The organism is Photobacterium kagoshimensis (genome assembly GCF_050337045.1).
Lineage (GTDB): Bacteria > Pseudomonadota > Gammaproteobacteria > Enterobacterales > Vibrionaceae > Photobacterium > Photobacterium kagoshimensis.
Genome location: NZ_JAKJSO010000029.1, coordinates 19,477 through 36,410, shown reverse-complemented (window position 1 = coordinate 36,410; position 16,934 = coordinate 19,477). Strand labels below are relative to the sequence as shown.

Here is a 16,934-nt window from a genome sequence, read left to right as displayed (position 1 = left end):
TTATCGTTGTAGCAACACCCGGAGCGCGCGTAGCTCAGCTGGATAGAGTACCTGGCTACGAACCAGGCGGTCGGAGGTTCGAATCCTCCCGCGCGCACCATTATTTATAAGCAGTGATAGCCTCAATGTTATCGTTGTAGCAACACCCGGAGCGCGCGTAGCTCAGCTGGATAGAGTACCTGGCTACGAACCAGGCGGTCGGAGGTTCGAATCCTCCCGCGCGCACCATTATTTACAAGCAGTGATAACCTCAATGTTATCGTTGTCGTAACACAGAATTAAGTGCGCGCGTAGCTCAGCTGGATAGAGTACCTGGCTACGAACCAGGCGGTCGGAGGTTCGAATCCTCCCGCGCGCACCATCGAATTTGTGTGGTGAGGTGGCCGAGAGGCTGAAGGCGCTCCCCTGCTAAGGGAGTATACGGTTTATCCCGTATCGAGGGTTCGAATCCCTCCTTCACCGCCATTCTTTTGCTATTCTGCGAATACCTCGGTATTTATAGTTTAGCCTGTTATCGCTTATAGCAAGTAGATAACACTGCAACAAAACCGTGCGCGCGTAGCTCAGCTGGATAGAGTACCTGGCTACGAACCAGGCGGTCGGAGGTTCGAATCCTCCCGCGCGCACCATCATTTAAAAGCTCAGCCTCGGCTGGGCTTTTTTTATGCTTGTCGTTTAGGGTTTACATTTTCTCCCTGATGCTGCGAGCGATAAATTGCGTGCCATCTCGCACTTTTCTCTTTTTCCGCTCTCTTTTTTCTTCTTGTTTGTTAATTCGCCGAATCTGATAATTAATTCCTAATGATGATAGTAGTATCAATGCGTTACGTGCTATTTGTGGCTTAGCTGAAAAGCCCCTTAGATTAGAAACTATTGTTATTTATGGTGGTAAAAGGCGAGATGTCCTGTGTTTTTCGGTTGTATTTACTGTGGAAGCTATCGGGTGTTTAGCTTACTAAGACATTGATCTTAGTTCGTCATTATTCGATCTTTTATTTTTAGGGTTACGATTACGTTAACGTAACTTTATTGTGGGCGTTTTTTATATCTTACTGTTCTATATGGTTTTAAATTCTTAACCGTTGCTTCGTTATTTTCGGCTAGTGATTTATCTGGTAGAAATATCATTGTTTTTGCGTCTTAGTGGCAATTATCGAAAAAGCAGAGTAATTGCCGTGTTTTTATTGCTGGTTTGTTAATCAGTTTGACTTGTTTTTGTTTGTCGTGATAATTCTTAATCGCCAGTCACAATAATGAAAGGAAGCAATAATGACTGATTTAGGCAGTGTGCTCGTAGAAGCGGCAACCATCATGATCACAGGAATGGTCGTGGTATTTGCGTTTTTAAGCATCCTCATATTTTTAGTTCAGCTTTTGGCTAAGATTGCCCCCGCCGATCCTGAGGTGGTGAATACACCAACACCTGCTCAGGCCGCAGAAAAAAGCTCAGATACGGTTCAACCCGAAATTATTGCGGCAATTTCAGCGGCGGTAAATCAATATCGTCAACGTCGAGCATGAGCTTTTTAGGACACGGTTTATTACAAGGAGTTTGTGAGTATGTCTAAACCTTTAGCGATAACAGACGTCGTTTTACGCGACGCTCATCAATCATTATTTGCCACCCGTCTTCGCCTTGAAGATATGTTACCGATTGCCGAACAACTTGATAATGTGGGTTATTGGTCGTTAGAAACATGGGGCGGCGCCACTTTCGATGCTTGCATACGCTATCTGGGCGAAGATCCTTGGGCACGCTTACGCGCCTTAAAGCAGGCGATGCCAAAAACCCCGATGCAGATGCTACTGCGTGGTCAGAATTTATTGGGTTATCGTCATTATGGTGATGATGTGGTTGAGAAGTTTGTTGAACGTGCTCACCACAATGGGATGGATGTGTTTCGTATTTTCGATGCGATGAATGATGTCCGTAACTTTGAAAAAGCAGTGAAGGCCACAGTCGATGTTGGTGCCCATGCCCAAGGCACCATTTCTTATACTACGAGCCCAGTTCATACCATAGATACTTGGTTAGACCTTGCTAAGCGCCTTGAAGACTTAGGCTGTCACTCATTGTGTATCAAAGATATGTCGGGGCTTTTAAAACCTTATGAAGCCTTTGAACTGATTTCACGGATTAAAGCATCGTGTGATGTGCCTTTAGCGTTGCATTGCCACGCCACTACTGGACTTTCTACGGCGACCGCTGTGAAAGCCGCAGAAGCTGGACTAGACATTCTTGATACCTCGGTATCATCAATGAGCCAAACCTATGGCCATACTCCGACAGAAACGGTTATTGCGATGCTTGAAGGTACAGAGCGTGATACCGATTTAAATCTTGAACAGCTAGAGCCTATTTCAGCCTATTTTCGCGAAGTGCGTAAAAAGTATGCCAAGTTCGAAGGTAGCTTAAAAGGGGTTGATGCCCGTATTTTATTGGCGCAAGTACCCGGTGGCATGCTAACTAATATGGAAAGTCAGCTTAAAGAGCAAGGGGCTGCCGATCGTTTTGATGAAGTGTTAGCGGAGATCCCACGGGTGCGTGAAGATCTTGGCTTTATTCCATTGGTGACACCGACCTCGCAAATTGTGGGAACACAAGCGGTACTAAACGTATTAACGGGTGAGCGCTATAAGAGCATTACCAAAGAAACTGCGGGGGTATTAAAAGGAGAATACGGCAAAGCACCTGCGGCTGTGAATGCGGCGTTACAAGCCAAGGTCTTAGCAGGCGCAGAGCCGATCACATGCCGCCCAGCCGACTTGATTGATGATGAGCTTGCGGCGTTGACAACAGAGCTTGTGATCAAAGCCAAAGAAGAGCAGATCACGCTGGCTGATCAGCAAGTGGATGATGTGCTTACCTATGCGTTGTTCCCACAAGTTGGGTTGAATTTTCTTAAAAACCGCAATAATCCAGCAGCTTTTGAGCCAGCACCACAAGCTGATACTGCTATATCTGTCGCTAACGATAATGCTGTGGCACCTGTTACCGCCACGGAAAGCGCGGCAGGTAGCATTGAAGCTTATAGCGTGAAAGTGAACGGTCAGGTTTACGATGTGGAAGTTGGCCCGAGTGGTGAATTGACCTCTGTTGCATCAGCCCCTATTGCCAGCAGTGCTCCCGTAGCACCAGAGGCGAGTAAGGCTGAAGCGATTGCCGCACCATTGGCAGGTAATATTTTCAAAATCAACGTACAGCTGGGTCATCAAGTCTCGGAAGGGGACGTGCTAGTGATATTAGAAGCAATGAAAATGGAAACCGAAGTACGCGCAGCGCGTAGTGGGGTGATCCAAGCGTTGCATGTCAAAGAGGGTGACTCGGTATCGGTAGGCTCACCGATTTTGAGCTTAGCGTAAGAGGCATACCATGGATGGTTTATTAAAACTCTGGTCGGAGACCGGGATCGCAAACTTTGAGTTTGGCCAGATCGTTATGATGATCGTGGGCTTTGGCTTACTGTTTTTGGCAATTCGCAAAGGCTTTGAGCCTTTGTTGTTATTACCGATAGGCTTTGGGGCTATATTAGCCAATATCCCCAATGCAGGCTTTACCGAAGAAGGTGGCTTGCTGTACTACATCTACCACGTAGGGATTGAAACCGGTCTTTTTCCGCTTCTGATCTTTATGGGGGTGGGAGCTATGACGGACTTTGGCGCTTTGATCGCTAATCCTAAAACCCTGTTACTCGGTGCTGCGGCACAGTTTGGTATTTTCTTCACTCTGTTTGGGGCGATCTTACTGAACTTGGTACCAGGGATGGAGTTCAGCATGGCGGATGCGTCATCGATCGCCATCATAGGTGGCGCTGACGGTCCGACGGCGATCTTCCTCGCCAGCCGATTATCACCTGAATTACTAGGGGCTATTGCCGTTGCTGCGTACAGTTACATGGCATTGGTCCCTATTATTCAGCCGCCGATCATGAAAGCGTTAACCTCGCCAGAAGAGCGTCAGATCAAAATGCAACAGCTGCGCCATGTCAGCAAAGCTGAAAAGATCTTATTCCCATTGGCCGTATTGATGATGACCGTCTTTTTCTTACCTTCAGCTACGCCTCTAGTGGGCATGTTCTGTTTAGGTAACTTGATGCGTGAATCTGGTGTGGTGGATCGTTTGTCTAACACGGTACAGAATGAATTGATTAATGTGGTGACCATCATGCTGGGCCTCGGTGTGGGGTCAAAACTGGAAGCGGATACCTTCTTGCAGCTTGAAACGCTCGGTATCTTATTATTGGGTGCGGTGGCGTTTAGTGTCGGTACTGGCGGTGGGGTATTAATGGCCAAGCTACTTAACCGCTTTAGCAAAGAAGATATTAATCCTTTGATTGGTGCGGCGGGTGTATCAGCCGTCCCTATGGCGGCACGCGTGGTGAACAAGGTTGGGCTAGAGTCTAATCCTCAGAACTTCTTGTTAATGCATGCGATGGGGCCTAATGTCGCAGGTGTACTTGGATCGGCTGTCGCGGCGGGTATTTTATTAGCCCTCGTTAGCCCATAAGTACAATCAGTTAATCCGACATACATTGAAACGGGTAGCAATAAGCTGCCCGTTTTTTTTGTGCGACGAGTTAGGTATAACTAGACCCATAAGAGTAGGATGAATGGTATCTCAACTCACAGCCCGATAAGGAAAAACTCATGGCTTTCTCTCCAATGGCTTCGCTTCCTGCTTCGACTCAACAACTCGCTATCACGGCATTTGGTGAAGCCAATACACTTAAGCTACAAACGTCTGCGTTACCTGAGCCACACGATGACCAGGTGATGGTTGCCGTGGATTTTGCCAGTGTGAACCCAATTGATGCAAAAACACGCGCAGGCTTAGGGTGGGCTGCGGCGCAGAACAAAGACAACTTACCCTGGGTACCAGGTTATGATATTGCAGGGCATGTGGTCGCCGTCGGTGATAATGTAACTCATCTGGTGGTCGGCGAACGTGTCAGTGGTTTTATTGGTTTTCCTCTTCAAGGTGGCGGCTATAGCCAGTATGTCAATGTGGCGGCAGCAGATCTGAGTATCTTACCTGATAACGTATCACTGCAATCGGCGGCTAGTTTACCCTTGGCGGGACAAACGGCGTGGCAAGCACTCGAGAAAGTGAAAGTTAATGTAAATGATCGGGTCTTAATTTTGGCAGGTGCAGGCGGGGTCGGTCATATTGCAGTGCAACTGGCAGTCGCCAAGCAGGCGCAAGTTTTTGCGACGGGCTCTGCGGATAACCAAGCTTTCATTGAACAGCTAGGGGCTACGGCGATCGATTACCGCCAAGGTGAGCTAGCGGATCAAGTTGCGCCTGTGGATGTACTGATCGATTTAATGGGTGGCGAGGTTGGTTTAGCGGCACTGGCAGCGGTGAAGCCTAGCGGACGCGTAGTGACGATCCCAACGATCACCGCCGATCAGGTGTGTCAGCAAGCCAAAGCGCTTGGCTTAACGGCCGAAGGCATGTTGGTGAGTCCGAACATTGCACAAAATAACGCTATGCTTGAGATGGTTGCTAAAGGTCTGCTTAGCATTGAAGTGGCTGCAACCTACCCGTTAGCGGAAGGGCAGAGGGCACATCAGCAGATCGAATCTGGCCGTACCCGTGGCAAGGTGTTACTGGCTGTAAATAACGCATGATCTCAACACTAGTAAATGGCGATTCGGCGCTATGGGTGCTGTTTTCGACCGGTTTTTTGAGTGCCACCTTGTTACCTGGTGGCTCTGAAGCCAATTTAGTTGCCACATTGAAACTCGGTGATAACGCCGTTTGGTTGGTGGTTGCGGTTGCGACTTTGGGTAATACCTTAGGCGGCATGACCAATTATTGGTTAGGTCGTTTGCTTCCCGATAAAACTTCTGATGAAAAACAGGGTCATAGAGCTTTATTATGGCTAAAAAAATATGGTTACTGGTCGTTGTTTTTTAGTTGGCTGCCTATTATTGGTGATCCCCTTTGCCTGGCGGCAGGTTGGTTACGGATGAATCATTGGCTCAGCTTTCTTGTTATTTTGATCGGTAAAGCCTTACGTTACACCGTGTTAGCCATGATTGTGGTTGGCTTTTTATAAGGATGTCTTTAGTGCAAAAGTGGTTATTAAGTGCGGCATTGCTGTCACTGGCAGGTGCCCCTTCTCATGCAGCGTACGCCGCTGCCTCTTCGTCTTCTGTTGCAGCCACTGCTGCACTCCCTGAAGGAATCCGTTTGGTTGAACAAGTTGGGGTCACTGATCCTAACGAGCCCGTGATCCCTTTTAGCAAATATGTCCTCGATAACGGTTTAACCGTGGTGTTGCATCAAGATAGCTCTGATCCTTTGGTGCATGTTGATGTCACTTACCATGTTGGATCGGCACGTGAAGAAGCGGATAAATCAGGCTTTGCCCATTTCTTTGAGCACATGATGTTTCAAGGTTCAGAAAATGTGGGTGATCAGGAGCACTTTCGTCTTATCACAGAAGCGGGCGGGACACTCAATGGCACCACCAACCGTGACCGCACGAACTATTTTGAAACCGTGCCTGCTAATCAGTTAGAAAAAATGCTGTGGTTAGAGTCTGATCGCATGGGGTTCTTACTGGGGGCGGTATCGCAACGTAAGTTTGAAATTCAACGCGATACAGTGAAAAACGAGCGGGCGCAAAATTATGAAAACCGCCCGTATGGCTTAATGTACGAGCGCCTAGGTGAAGCCCTTTACCCCCGTGAACACCCTTACTCATGGCAAACTATCGGTTATATCGAAGATTTAAACCGTGTTGATGTCAACGATTTAAAAGCCTTCTTCTTACGCTGGTATGGCCCAAATAACGCCACCTTAACCATAGGTGGTGATATTGATGTGGCGCAGACACTAACATGGATCAATAAATATTTTGGTTCTATTCCGCGTGGTCCTGAAGTCAAAAAAGCCGACAAGTGGCCAGTCAAAATCGACAGTGATCGTTTTATTACGCTGGAAGATAAAATTCAGCAGCCAATGTTAATGATGGCGTGGCCAACGTCGTACAACGGTGCGAAAGATGAAGCGTCGCTGGATATGCTGGCGAAAGTGATTGGTGGTGGCAAAAATAGCCTGCTTTATCAGAATTTGGTGAAACCAGGCAAGGTGGTCGATGCTGGTGCATTCCATGATTGTGCTGAACTGGCTTGTACTATGTATGTGTATGCCATGGGGCAGAGTGGAGATAAGGGCAACCTAAAAGCGATTCGCCAACAGGTTACATCGGTATTGGATGGGCTTGAGCAGCGTGGTGTTAGTGAACAAGAGCTGAGTGAGCTAAAAGGCATGGTCGAAGCCAATGCTATTTTTGGCTTACAAAGCGTGAGCGGTAAAGTGTCACAGCTAGCGGCGTACGAGACCTTCTTTGGCGATCCTAATTATTTACAGCAAGAGCTGGGTAACTTACGCGCGGTCACCACAAAAAGTATGGAAGCGTCTTACATGCGCTACCTTAATGGTAACCCAAGTGTCACTTTGAGCGTGGTACCTAAAGGTAAAACCGAATTACAAGCGGCCAAACCTAATTACACACCAGCCGATCGGGTATTGCCTGAGCATAAGAAAATCACTGAGCAAGATCTGGTGTTACGTGAACCTGTGGATGATTTTGATCGCTCTGTGATGCCTCAACCCGCGAAGCCTGTCGAAGCTAAACTCCCTGATGTGTATGAGTTTACTTTAGCGAATGGTATCAAGGTACTGGGGACTAAATACCAAGAAACCCCAACGGTAGAAATCCAGTTAATGCTACCCGCAGGGCGTCGTTTTGAACCACAAGGGCAAGAAGGGATCGCGGCACTTACGGCTGCGATGATGGGCGAAGCGACCACACAATCCAGTGCGGAAGCGCTATCATCGAAGCTCGACGTGTTAGGTAGTACTGTACACTTTAGTAGTGGTATGTACACCACGACAGTGTCAGTGACGGCGCTGGCGAAAAACTTATCTGCGACCTTAGCGATTCTGCAAGAGAAGTTGTTTAATCCTGCCTTTAGTGAGCAAGACTTTACTCGCCTGAAAGCTCAAGCTATTGAAGGTGCAGTGTACGAGCATCAGCGCCCTAATTGGTTAGCCGCGCAAGCTACTCGTGAAGTCTTGTTTAAAGACACCCCGATGAGCATCCCAAGTGAAGGCACCAAAGCATCGTTAGAAGGATTAACCTTGGCCGATGTGAAAGCTTTCTATAAAGGTTTTTACACACCGAATGGTGCCGATCTCGTGGTGGTCGGGGATGTGAAACAAGCAACGCTGACCAAGGATTTAGATTTCTTGGCGAAGTGGCAAGGTCAGCCAGAGCCTAAGCTATCAGACTTCACTCTACCAAGTTTAGGGAAACAAGCCATTTGGCTGGTGGATAAGCCAGGTGCACCGCAAACAGTGATCCGCTTGGTGCGTCAAGGTCTCCCGTTTGATGCGACAGGTGAGCTTTATGAAACCCAGTTAGCTAACTTTAACCTAGCTGGTAACTTTAATAGCCGTATCAACTTAAATTTACGAGAAGATAAAGGCTATACCTATGGGGCTGGCGGCTATCAAAGTGGTGGTCGAGAAGTAGGACTGTCGGTGTTTTATGCACAGGTGCGTGCCAATGCCAGTTTACCTGCACTAAAGGAGTTTCTTGCTGAACTGGATAGGATCAGCAAAGACGGCATTACAGATGAAGAGCTGGCATTTATGCGCTTAGCCGTTGGCCAAAAAGATGCGCTTAGTTACGAGACGCCCGCGAAAAAAGCCCAGTTATTAGGTCAAATGCTGACGTATTCACTGTCAAAAGATTATGTCAGTGAGAGAAATAAGATTGCAGCATCGATCACACAGCAAGAGCTGAATGCCCTCGCGACAAAATGGTTCAAGCCTAGCGATTACCAAATCATCATCGTCGGTGATGCGAAGAGCTTGAAACCACAGTTGGAAACGCTCGCGATCCCAGTGAAAGCACTGACGACGATGAAATAACCTTACGCTTTCGGGCATGAGATTGATGTCATAAAGCCACGATTATTGCTGGGTAGTAATATTGTTTCACCAAGATTACGCCAGAATAATCGTGGCAATCGTCAATAATAATGATTACCCTTGTTTGTTATACATAAGATCTAAAATGAGAACAGCTTTGATGGATTTTTCACAACGGTTGCAGCAACTTGCCGCAAATCCAGACGCATTGACTCGCATTGGCCGTGGCTTAGAACGCGAAGCTTTGCGTATTGCGCCACAAGGAAAACTTTCTAGTGCGTATCACCCTGCAGGATTAGGCTCAGCGCTGACCAATAAGTGGGTGACAACGGATTACGCCGAATCTTTGCTTGAGTTTATTACGCCAGTCTCGCGTGATATCGGTGATCTCTTGTCGCAGCTTAGTGATATCCACCAGTTTACTTATACCCAACTGGGTGATGAGAAGCTGTGGCCGATGTCGATGCCATGTTTCGTGGGCAGCGAAGATGACATCGTGTTAGCTCAGTACGGTTCATCAAACACTGGTCAAATGAAAACCCTGTATCGCCAAGGGCTGAAAAACCGTTATGGCAGCATGATGCAGGTGATTTCAGGTGTTCACTTTAACTTTTCGTTCCCTGATGAGTTTTGGGATCAACTGTTTGGTGAGCAATCACAAGCGGATCGTCAAGCCTCCGTCTCTGATGCTTACTTTGGTCTTATCCGTAACTATTACCGTTTTGGTTGGTTAATCCCGTACTTGTTTGGTGCCTCACCTGCGTTGTGTGGCTCATTCATCAAGGAAAGCACTGATACACAGCAAGAATTCAAAAAAACTGGCTGCGGTACCTATTTCCTACCCAAGGCAACGGCATTGCGCTTGAGTGATTTGGGTTACACCAATAACGCACAAAGCGTGCTTAAAATTGGCTTTAATAGTATTGAGCAGTATGTGGATGGTTTACAAAAAGCGATCCGTACACCGTCGGCAGATTTTGCGGATATCGGTGTAAAAGTGGATGGTGAGTACCGCCAGCTGAATAGTAACGTACTGCAAATTGAGAATGAGCTGTATGCACCTATCCGTCCTAAGCGTGTTGCACGTGATGGTGAAAAGCCTTCAGATGCATTGAGCCGTGGTGGGGTCGAGTACATAGAAGTTCGCTCGCTAGATGTGAACCCATTTAGTCCGATTGGTATTACAGAGCAACAGGTACGTTTCCTTGATTTATTCCTAACGTGGGCGGTATTAACGCCTTCTGCAGCAATGGATGATGCCGAGTTAGAATGCTGGCGTGATAACTGGAACCGCGTGGTGGTTGATGGCCGAAACCCTGATCTGATGTTGAAGATTGGTTGTAATGGTGAGCGTCTATCAGTATCAGCATGGGGACAGCGTGTGTTTGCTGAGCTAGAAGAAGTTGCTATCGCAATGGATAAAGCGGCGGGCAACGATAGCTACCAGCAGACGTGCCGAGAGTTACTTGAGTGGGTCAATAATCCTGAATTGACACTGTCTGCACAGATGTTGAAGTTGATTGAAGCGCAAGAAGGGATTGGTAACGTTGGAGCCGAGCTCGCTCAGCAACATGCTGAACAGCTAAAACAGCGTAACTATGCGTTTTATTCACAGCAAGAATTCGAGCAAGAAGTCAAAGCGTCGATAGATAAGCAAAAAGCGATTGAAGAGAGTGATACTCAGTCTCTAGATGCTTTTTTATCAGACTACTTTGCTGATTTGAAGTAATGACTGGCTCAATCAAGTAATCGTAAACCAACCTGTTAATGGATAAACAACAGGCAAAAAAAATAGGCGGCTACCTTGCCGCCTACAAAAAACAATTTCGCAGGGATGACGACAGTTTTACTGCCAGTCATTTATTCTGACTTTCATGAGTGCATTTAGTTCCCAATGAGTAAGAATATGTTTTCGGTAGTGCGCCTTTTCTCGCTATTCAGCGTGTTTGCCCTATTAACGGGCTGCGCCACACCACCGCCTAAAGACCAATCCAACGTGTGTAATATTTTCCGTGAAAACCCAGACTGGTATGAAGATGCTATCGACATGCAGCAAGATTGGGGCACACCTATCCACGTTGCGATGGCATTTATTAAACAAGAAAGTAGTTTCCGTCATGATGCTCGTCCTCCTAAAGATTATGTATTAGGCTTTATTCCATGGGGACGTGTTAGTAGTGCTTACGGCTACGCACAAGCGCAGGATCCTGCATGGTCTGATTACCAGAAAGCGACCCGCAATGGCGGCTCTCGCACCGACTTTGGTGACGCATTACAATTTGTTGGCTGGTATACCAGCGAGACCAATAAACAGTTAGGTGTGTCAAAATGGGATGCGTATAACCAGTATTTGGCTTATCACGAAGGACGTGGTGGCTTTAAACGTGGTAGTTATAAAGGTAAGCCAACCTTGATTAAAATTTCGCGTAAAGTTGAACAGCAAGCTAAAAACTATGGCTGGCAACTTAAGCAATGTAAGGCAGAGTTAGAGGATAACCGCAGCTGGTGGTCGTTCTAATAGCCATAAAATAGGATTGATTACGGCACAACACAGTGCCGTAAACGTTGCGTACGCTTAAAGTACAGACGAGGCAAAGGAGAAGGAAACAATGCCATTATTAGACAGTTTTACCGTTGACCACACCCGTATGCATGCACCCGCAGTACGTGTGGCAAAAACCATGACGACTCCGAAGGGCGATACTATAACGGTGTTCGACTTACGTTTTTGTCGCCCCAATGCCGACATTTTAACTGAGCGTGGTATTCATACTTTAGAGCATTTGTTCGCCGGCTTTATGCGTGATCATTTAAATTCTGACAGTGTTGAGATCATTGATATTTCACCAATGGGATGCCGTACGGGTTTCTACATGAGTTTGATTGGTACGCCAACAGAAGCGGAAGTGGGCACCAGCTGGACAGCTGCGATGGCCGATGTGTTGACGGTGGAGTCACAAGAGAAGATCCCTGAGCTCAATGAGTACCAATGTGGCACTTACAGCATGCACTCACTCGACGAAGCTAAGCAGATAGCGACGAATATTATTGAGCAAGGTATCGATGTAAATAAGAACGATGACTTAGCATTGCCGCAGACGTTACTGAATGAACTTAGCGTGAAGTAATACGATAAGCTTTCGTGAGTAAAGTGCACCTAATACAGTTAGTTGTATCCAATAAAAAGCCGACATGATTGTCGGCTTTTTTAGTGCGCTGATCCGTCTTAAATAAGATTAACCTGTTTGTTGCAACTGACTTGGCAGTACTTTGACCAGCTTAATCATGTTTTCGGAGACTTCGACGATTTCCATTTGGTAACGATCTATTTGGATGCTGACTTGTGCATCGGGAATGTCTTCGAGGTGTTCTAAGATCAAACCGTTTAAGGTACGAGGGCCATCGGTGGGTAAATTCCACTTCAAGCTCTTATTGAGATCGCGAATATTCGCGCTACCTTCAATGATCAAGCTACCATCCGATTGTGGTGTCACTTCTTCGGCCAGTGTGGGCGCAATCGAGGTGGTAAATTCACCGACGATCTCTTCCAGAATATCTTCCAGCGTGATCAAGCCTTGAATATCACCGTACTCATCGACAATCAGGCCAATACGTTCTTTATTACGCTGGAATTTCAGTAGTTGAATATTCAGCGGTGTTCCCTCTGGGATGAAATACACTTCATCGGCCGCACGCAGTAGCACTTCTTTACTGAATTCGTTTTTATCCATCATCAAACGGTAGGCTTCGCGTACCCGTAGCATGCCAACCACTTCATCTATGGTGTCGCGGAACAAGACAATGCGGCCATGAGCTGAGTGGCTCAGCTGGCGCACAATCGATTTCCAATCATCGTTGATGTTAATTGCCGCGATTTCGCTGCGTGGCACCATCAAATCTTCAACTGTGACATTTTCTAAATCAAGAATCGAAATCAGCATGTCTTGGTGGCGGCGTGGGATCAAGCCGCCTGCTTCATCCACCACGGTACGTAACTCTTCGGAGCTTAATTTTGAGTCGTTCATGCTATCGACTTTTAAGCCAAGGATACGTAAGAAAGTGTTAGTAATGCCGTTGACGAACCATACTAAAGGATAGAGTAACTTCATTAGTAGGTTGAGCAAGATACTACTCGCGTATGAAACGCGTTCTGGGTAAATCGCTGCCAAAGTTTTTGGCGTGACTTCAGCGAAAACCAGCACCACTAAGGTGAGGGCACCCGTCGCGATAGCAACACCAAGATCACCATAGAGGCGCATGCCAATGATGGTTGCAATAGCGGAAGCGAGAATGTTGACGAGGTTATTGCCGATCAGGATTAGGCCGATCAAACGGTCTGGGCGAGAAAGCAGCTTTTCAACCCGCTTTGCCCCACGGTGGCCTTGGTTTGCAAGGTGTCTCAACTTGTAGCGGTTGAGAGACATCATGCCTGTTTCAGAACCGGAGAAATAACCGGAAATGACGAGTAGTAATATCAGAAGGGAGAATAATACTCCCGTGGATATGTCGTCCAAAAAACTGTCCTTTAACGATAACGATAGTGTGAATCAGCGTAATAAATATAGTTCTACGCGACTGAGGTTGAGTGTCAATGATCAAAGTGGTGTTTTATTAACCGCCGATAATGATCTCCTTGACAAAACGGCTACCAAAATAAGCAAGGGTAAGTAAAAACGCCCCTACAAGGCTAAACCAGACAACGCGGCGACCACGCCACCCTTTGTGGTAATGTCCCCACAATAGAACGCTATAAACGCCCCAAGCCATTAGTGATAATAAGGCTTTATGCATTTTTCCTTGGGCTAGCATATCTTCAATAAAGATAAAGCCAGTGACTAAGGTAATGGTGAGAAGTGAATTACCCACTAAAATGATCTTGAAAAGCTGACGCTCCACCATCATTAAAGGGGGGATGTTTGGATTAATCAGCAGACTTTTCTTAGTTTTTAGCTTGTGATCGAGCCATGCTAACTGAATCGCATATAACGTGGCGATCATTAGGGTCGAATATGAGAACAACGCCAGAGAAATATGCAGTAAAACTTGCGGGTGGCCTTCTAAATGGGTAATAAAAGAGCCCGGTAATAAAGTGGCTGCTGTTAAGTTAATCGCAGCGAAGCTGTAAACGACAGGCAGCAAAAACCATACGCGCATTTTTAGCGTGGCAAAGGTTGTTAGGGTCGCGATCATAAAGCTGATCAGCGAAGCAACGTTCAAAATGCTAAGATTTTGACCGACGCCCCCCAGAATTAAATCTTTTAATAATAAGATATGTAAGGTTATTGCCGCTAAAGCAGCAATAAATACGGGTTTGGTTTTTATGCCATCACTGTTGGTTAGGCCCGGAATAACAAGGCCTAAAGCCAGTAAATAGAAGCAAGCTGCCATAATGGCAATCAACATATCCATAGTAAACGCGTAACTATCTATGATGGTTAGAGGTCGCAATTATACCTTGCTGAACACAGAGTCGCCATTGCTACATGAAAGCAGGCGCAGGATTGCGGTATACTAGCGGTAATTTATTAGAATTATGTCCATTTGATAGCGGAATTAACGTTTTAATTGTTAATCTTTCAGTGGGTATAAAGAGTTTTGTTGCGAAACGAGCGAGTAGCACATGTTCGAGAATTTATCGGAGCGTTTGTCCAAAACGCTTAAAAATATCAGCGGCCGTGGCCGTCTGACCGACGACAATATCAAAGATACGCTACGTGAAGTACGTATGGCGTTACTTGAAGCGGACGTTGCGCTTCCGGTTGTTCGTGATTTTGTTAAGCGTGTAAAAGAGCGCGCGGTAGGTACAGAAGTATCTAAAAGCCTAACACCAGGCCAAGAGTTCATTAAGATCGTTCAAGCTGAGCTTGAAGCGGTAATGGGTGAATCTAACGAAGAACTTGACCTAGCAGCGCAGCCCCCAGCTGTAATTCTAATGGCAGGTTTACAAGGTGCGGGTAAAACAACCAGTGCCGGTAAACTGGGTAAGCTATTAAAAGAGCGTAATAAGAAGAAAGTGCTGGTGGTGTCTGCCGACGTTTATCGCCCTGCGGCGATCAAACAGTTGCAAACGCTAGCGTCTGACATTGGCATCGATTTCTTCCCTTCTAGCGCAGATCAAAAGCCAGTAGACATTGTTAATGCTGCTGTCGCACACGCTAAACTTAAATTTTACGATGTCTTGATTGTCGATACGGCTGGTCGTTTGCACGTCGATGAAGAGATGATGGACGAAATTAAAGACGTCCACGCTGCTGCAAACCCAGTTGAAACCTTGTTCGTGGTTGATGCCATGACAGGTCAAGATGCGGCTAACACAGCGAAAGCCTTCAACGACACCTTGCCACTAACGGGTGTGATCCTAACCAAAGTGGATGGTGATGCTCGTGGTGGTGCGGCGTTATCTGTTCGTCATATTACCGGCAAGCCAGTTAAATTCTTGGGTGTGGGTGAAAAGACCGACGCACTAGAACCATTCCACCCTGATCGTGTTGCATCACGTATTCTAGGCATGGGTGACGTATTGTCACTGATCGAAGATCTAGAACGTAATGTCGACAAAGAACAAGCTGAAAAGCTGGCACAGAAGTTTAAAGAGAAGAAAGGTTTCGATTTAGAAGACTTCTTAAGCCAACTTAAACAAATGAAGAACATGGGCGGCATGATGGGCATGCTAGACAAAATGCCGGGCATGTCTCAGTTACCTGACAATATGAAAGATCAGGTTAATGATAAAATGTTTAACCAGATGGAAGCGATCATCAACTCGATGACCAAAGGTGAGCGTGAGCGTCCTGAACTGATTAAAGGTTCGCGCAAGAAACGTATTGCCGCAGGTTCTGGTACCCAGGTACAAGATGTGAACCGTCTGCTTAAACAATTTACCCAAATGCAGAAAATGATGAAGAAAATGCAGAAGGGTGGCATGAAGAATATGATGCGCCAAATGAAAGGCATGATGCCTGGTGGCGGCATGTTCCCAGGCCGATAAGAAAACATTAAATCGAGTATTTTCCGTTAACTGGTGAAAAATTAGCTAAAGCAGTTGCATTCGTCAGTTTAAAGAGTAAAATTCCCGAGCTTAATTTGGCACGGCCCCCGTTGTTTCAGCGGGGGCAATTTTTATTCACAGTAATGCAAAGAGGACGATATGGTTACCATTCGTTTGGCTCGTCACGGCGCTAAGAAGCGTCCTTTCTATCACATCGTAGTTGCTGACTCACGTTGCGCACGCGACGGTCGTAACATCGAACGTATCGGTTTCTTCAACCCTGTTGCTAAGGGCCAAGAAGAGCGTCTACGTCTTGATCTAGATCGCGTAAACCACTGGGTTGGTCAAGGTGCAACAGTATCTGACCGCGCAGCTAAACTAATCAAAGACGCAGCGAAAGCAGCAGCTTAATTAGTATTTAAATCTGGGTAGAAGATAAACGATGAGTTTAAAAAACCAAGACCACATTGTAGTCGGTAAACTGGGTGCCACCTATGGTATCAAGGGTTGGCTCAAAGTTTTTTCCTATACAGAACAATCTGAAAGCATTTTCTCTTACGCGCCTTGGCTTATTAAAGTTAAAGGCGAGTGGAAAGAATTCCGCGTTGAATCGTGGAAACGCCATGGCCAAGGGTTGGTTGCGAAGCTAGAAGGTTTGGATATCCGCGAGGATGCTCAAGTGTTCACTAATGCTGAAGTAACTGTACCTGCAGGTCAGCTACCCGCGCTGTCGGATGAAGAATTCTACTGGCGTGAGTTATTTGGTATGTCTGTTTTCACTACTGAAGGTTACGACCTAGGTAAAGTAACTGACATCCTGGAAACAGGTTCAAATGACGTATTAGTAGTTAAGGCTAATCTAAAAGATGCTTTTGGGCAGAAGGAACGCTTAATCCCGTTCCTCGATGAGCAGGTCATCAAGTCGATTGATCGCACTGCTCAGCGGATCGAAGTTGACTGGGATCCTGGATTCTAATCCCCGGTAATAGGTGAACA

At 46.5% G+C, this 16,934-nt stretch carries 14 protein-coding genes and 5 tRNA genes; 17 read left to right on the top strand and 2 right to left on the bottom strand.

Annotated elements, in window-relative coordinates:
* The first annotated feature begins 23 nt into the window (after positions 1 to 23).
* The 14 genes from L4C35_RS21910 (at position 24) to luxS (ending at position 12,078) form a co-directional block, all read left to right on the top strand.
* Positions 24 to 100, top strand: a tRNA-Arg gene (locus L4C35_RS21910).
* Positions 101 to 151: 51 nt separating this feature from the next.
* Positions 152 to 228 (top strand) — tRNA-Arg (locus L4C35_RS21905).
* A 56-nt stretch (positions 229 to 284) separates the two neighbouring features.
* Positions 285 to 361, top strand: a tRNA-Arg gene (locus L4C35_RS21900).
* Positions 362 to 373: 12 nt separating this feature from the next.
* Positions 374 to 465, top strand: a tRNA-Ser gene (locus L4C35_RS21895).
* Between the two features lie 87 nt (positions 466 to 552).
* A tRNA-Arg gene (locus L4C35_RS21890) sits at positions 553 to 629 on the top strand.
* Between the two features lie 640 nt (positions 630 to 1,269).
* Positions 1,270 to 1,521, top strand: a complete 252-nt coding sequence (locus tag L4C35_RS21885) for an oxaloacetate decarboxylase subunit gamma (protein WP_428464874.1) — start codon at positions 1,270 to 1,272, stop codon at positions 1,519 to 1,521.
* A gap of 39 nt (positions 1,522 to 1,560) precedes the next feature.
* On the top strand, positions 1,561 to 3,363 hold the full coding sequence (gene oadA, locus L4C35_RS21880; RefSeq protein WP_428464873.1) for a sodium-extruding oxaloacetate decarboxylase subunit alpha: 1,803 nt from the start codon (positions 1,561 to 1,563) through the stop codon (positions 3,361 to 3,363).
* Positions 3,364 to 3,373: 10 nt separating this feature from the next.
* Positions 3,374 to 4,507 (top strand): sodium ion-translocating decarboxylase subunit beta, encoded by a 1,134-nt coding sequence (locus L4C35_RS21875; protein WP_428464872.1) that lies wholly within the window; start codon positions 3,374 to 3,376, stop codon positions 4,505 to 4,507.
* Between the two features lie 140 nt (positions 4,508 to 4,647).
* A complete protein-coding gene (locus L4C35_RS21870) occupies positions 4,648 to 5,631 on the top strand; it encodes an NADP-dependent oxidoreductase (RefSeq protein WP_428464871.1) in 984 nt (327 codons plus the stop codon).
* The gene (locus L4C35_RS21865; RefSeq protein ID WP_428464870.1) at positions 5,628 to 6,062 is read left to right on the top strand and encodes a YqaA family protein; all 435 of its coding nucleotides are present in this window, start codon (positions 5,628 to 5,630) and stop codon (positions 6,060 to 6,062) included. The genes L4C35_RS21870 and L4C35_RS21865 overlap by 4 nt, the downstream gene beginning before the upstream one ends.
* An 11-nt stretch (positions 6,063 to 6,073) precedes the next feature.
* A complete protein-coding gene (locus tag L4C35_RS21860; protein ID WP_428464869.1) occupies positions 6,074 to 8,950 on the top strand; it encodes a M16 family metallopeptidase in 2,877 nt (958 codons plus the stop codon).
* 157 nt (positions 8,951 to 9,107) lie between these two features.
* The gene (gene gshA, locus L4C35_RS21855) at positions 9,108 to 10,679 is read left to right on the top strand and encodes a glutamate--cysteine ligase (protein ID WP_428464875.1); all 1,572 of its coding nucleotides are present in this window, start codon (positions 9,108 to 9,110) and stop codon (positions 10,677 to 10,679) included.
* Positions 10,680 to 10,844: 165 nt separating this feature from the next.
* Positions 10,845 to 11,468, top strand: a complete 624-nt coding sequence (locus L4C35_RS21850) for a transglycosylase SLT domain-containing protein (protein ID WP_428464868.1) — start codon at positions 10,845 to 10,847, stop codon at positions 11,466 to 11,468.
* Between the two features lie 91 nt (positions 11,469 to 11,559).
* A complete protein-coding gene (luxS, locus tag L4C35_RS21845; protein WP_428464867.1) occupies positions 11,560 to 12,078 on the top strand; it encodes an S-ribosylhomocysteine lyase in 519 nt (172 codons plus the stop codon).
* A gap of 108 nt (positions 12,079 to 12,186) precedes the next feature.
* On the opposite strand, the gene L4C35_RS21840 is transcribed toward luxS, so the two are convergent.
* A complete protein-coding gene (locus L4C35_RS21840; RefSeq protein ID WP_428464866.1) occupies positions 12,187 to 13,464 on the bottom strand; it encodes an HlyC/CorC family transporter in 1,278 nt (425 codons plus the stop codon).
* Positions 13,465 to 13,561: 97 nt separating this feature from the next.
* Positions 13,562 to 14,359: a cytochrome C assembly family protein gene (locus L4C35_RS21835; RefSeq protein ID WP_428464865.1), complete on the bottom strand. Its 798-nt coding sequence runs from the start codon at positions 14,357 to 14,359 to the stop codon at positions 13,562 to 13,564.
* Between the two features lie 211 nt (positions 14,360 to 14,570).
* On the opposite strand from L4C35_RS21835, the gene ffh reads away from it, so the two are divergent.
* The 3 genes from ffh (at position 14,571) to rimM (ending at position 16,914) form a co-directional block, all read left to right on the top strand.
* Positions 14,571 to 15,938: a signal recognition particle protein gene (gene ffh / locus L4C35_RS21830; protein ID WP_428464864.1), complete on the top strand. Its 1,368-nt coding sequence runs from the start codon at positions 14,571 to 14,573 to the stop codon at positions 15,936 to 15,938.
* Between the two features lie 159 nt (positions 15,939 to 16,097).
* Positions 16,098 to 16,349: a 30S ribosomal protein S16 gene (gene rpsP / locus L4C35_RS21825; RefSeq protein ID WP_048900827.1), complete on the top strand. Its 252-nt coding sequence runs from the start codon at positions 16,098 to 16,100 to the stop codon at positions 16,347 to 16,349.
* Between the two features lie 31 nt (positions 16,350 to 16,380).
* Positions 16,381 to 16,914: a ribosome maturation factor RimM gene (gene rimM, locus L4C35_RS21820; RefSeq protein ID WP_048900826.1), complete on the top strand. Its 534-nt coding sequence runs from the start codon at positions 16,381 to 16,383 to the stop codon at positions 16,912 to 16,914.
* Positions 16,915 to 16,934 lie beyond the last annotated feature (20 nt).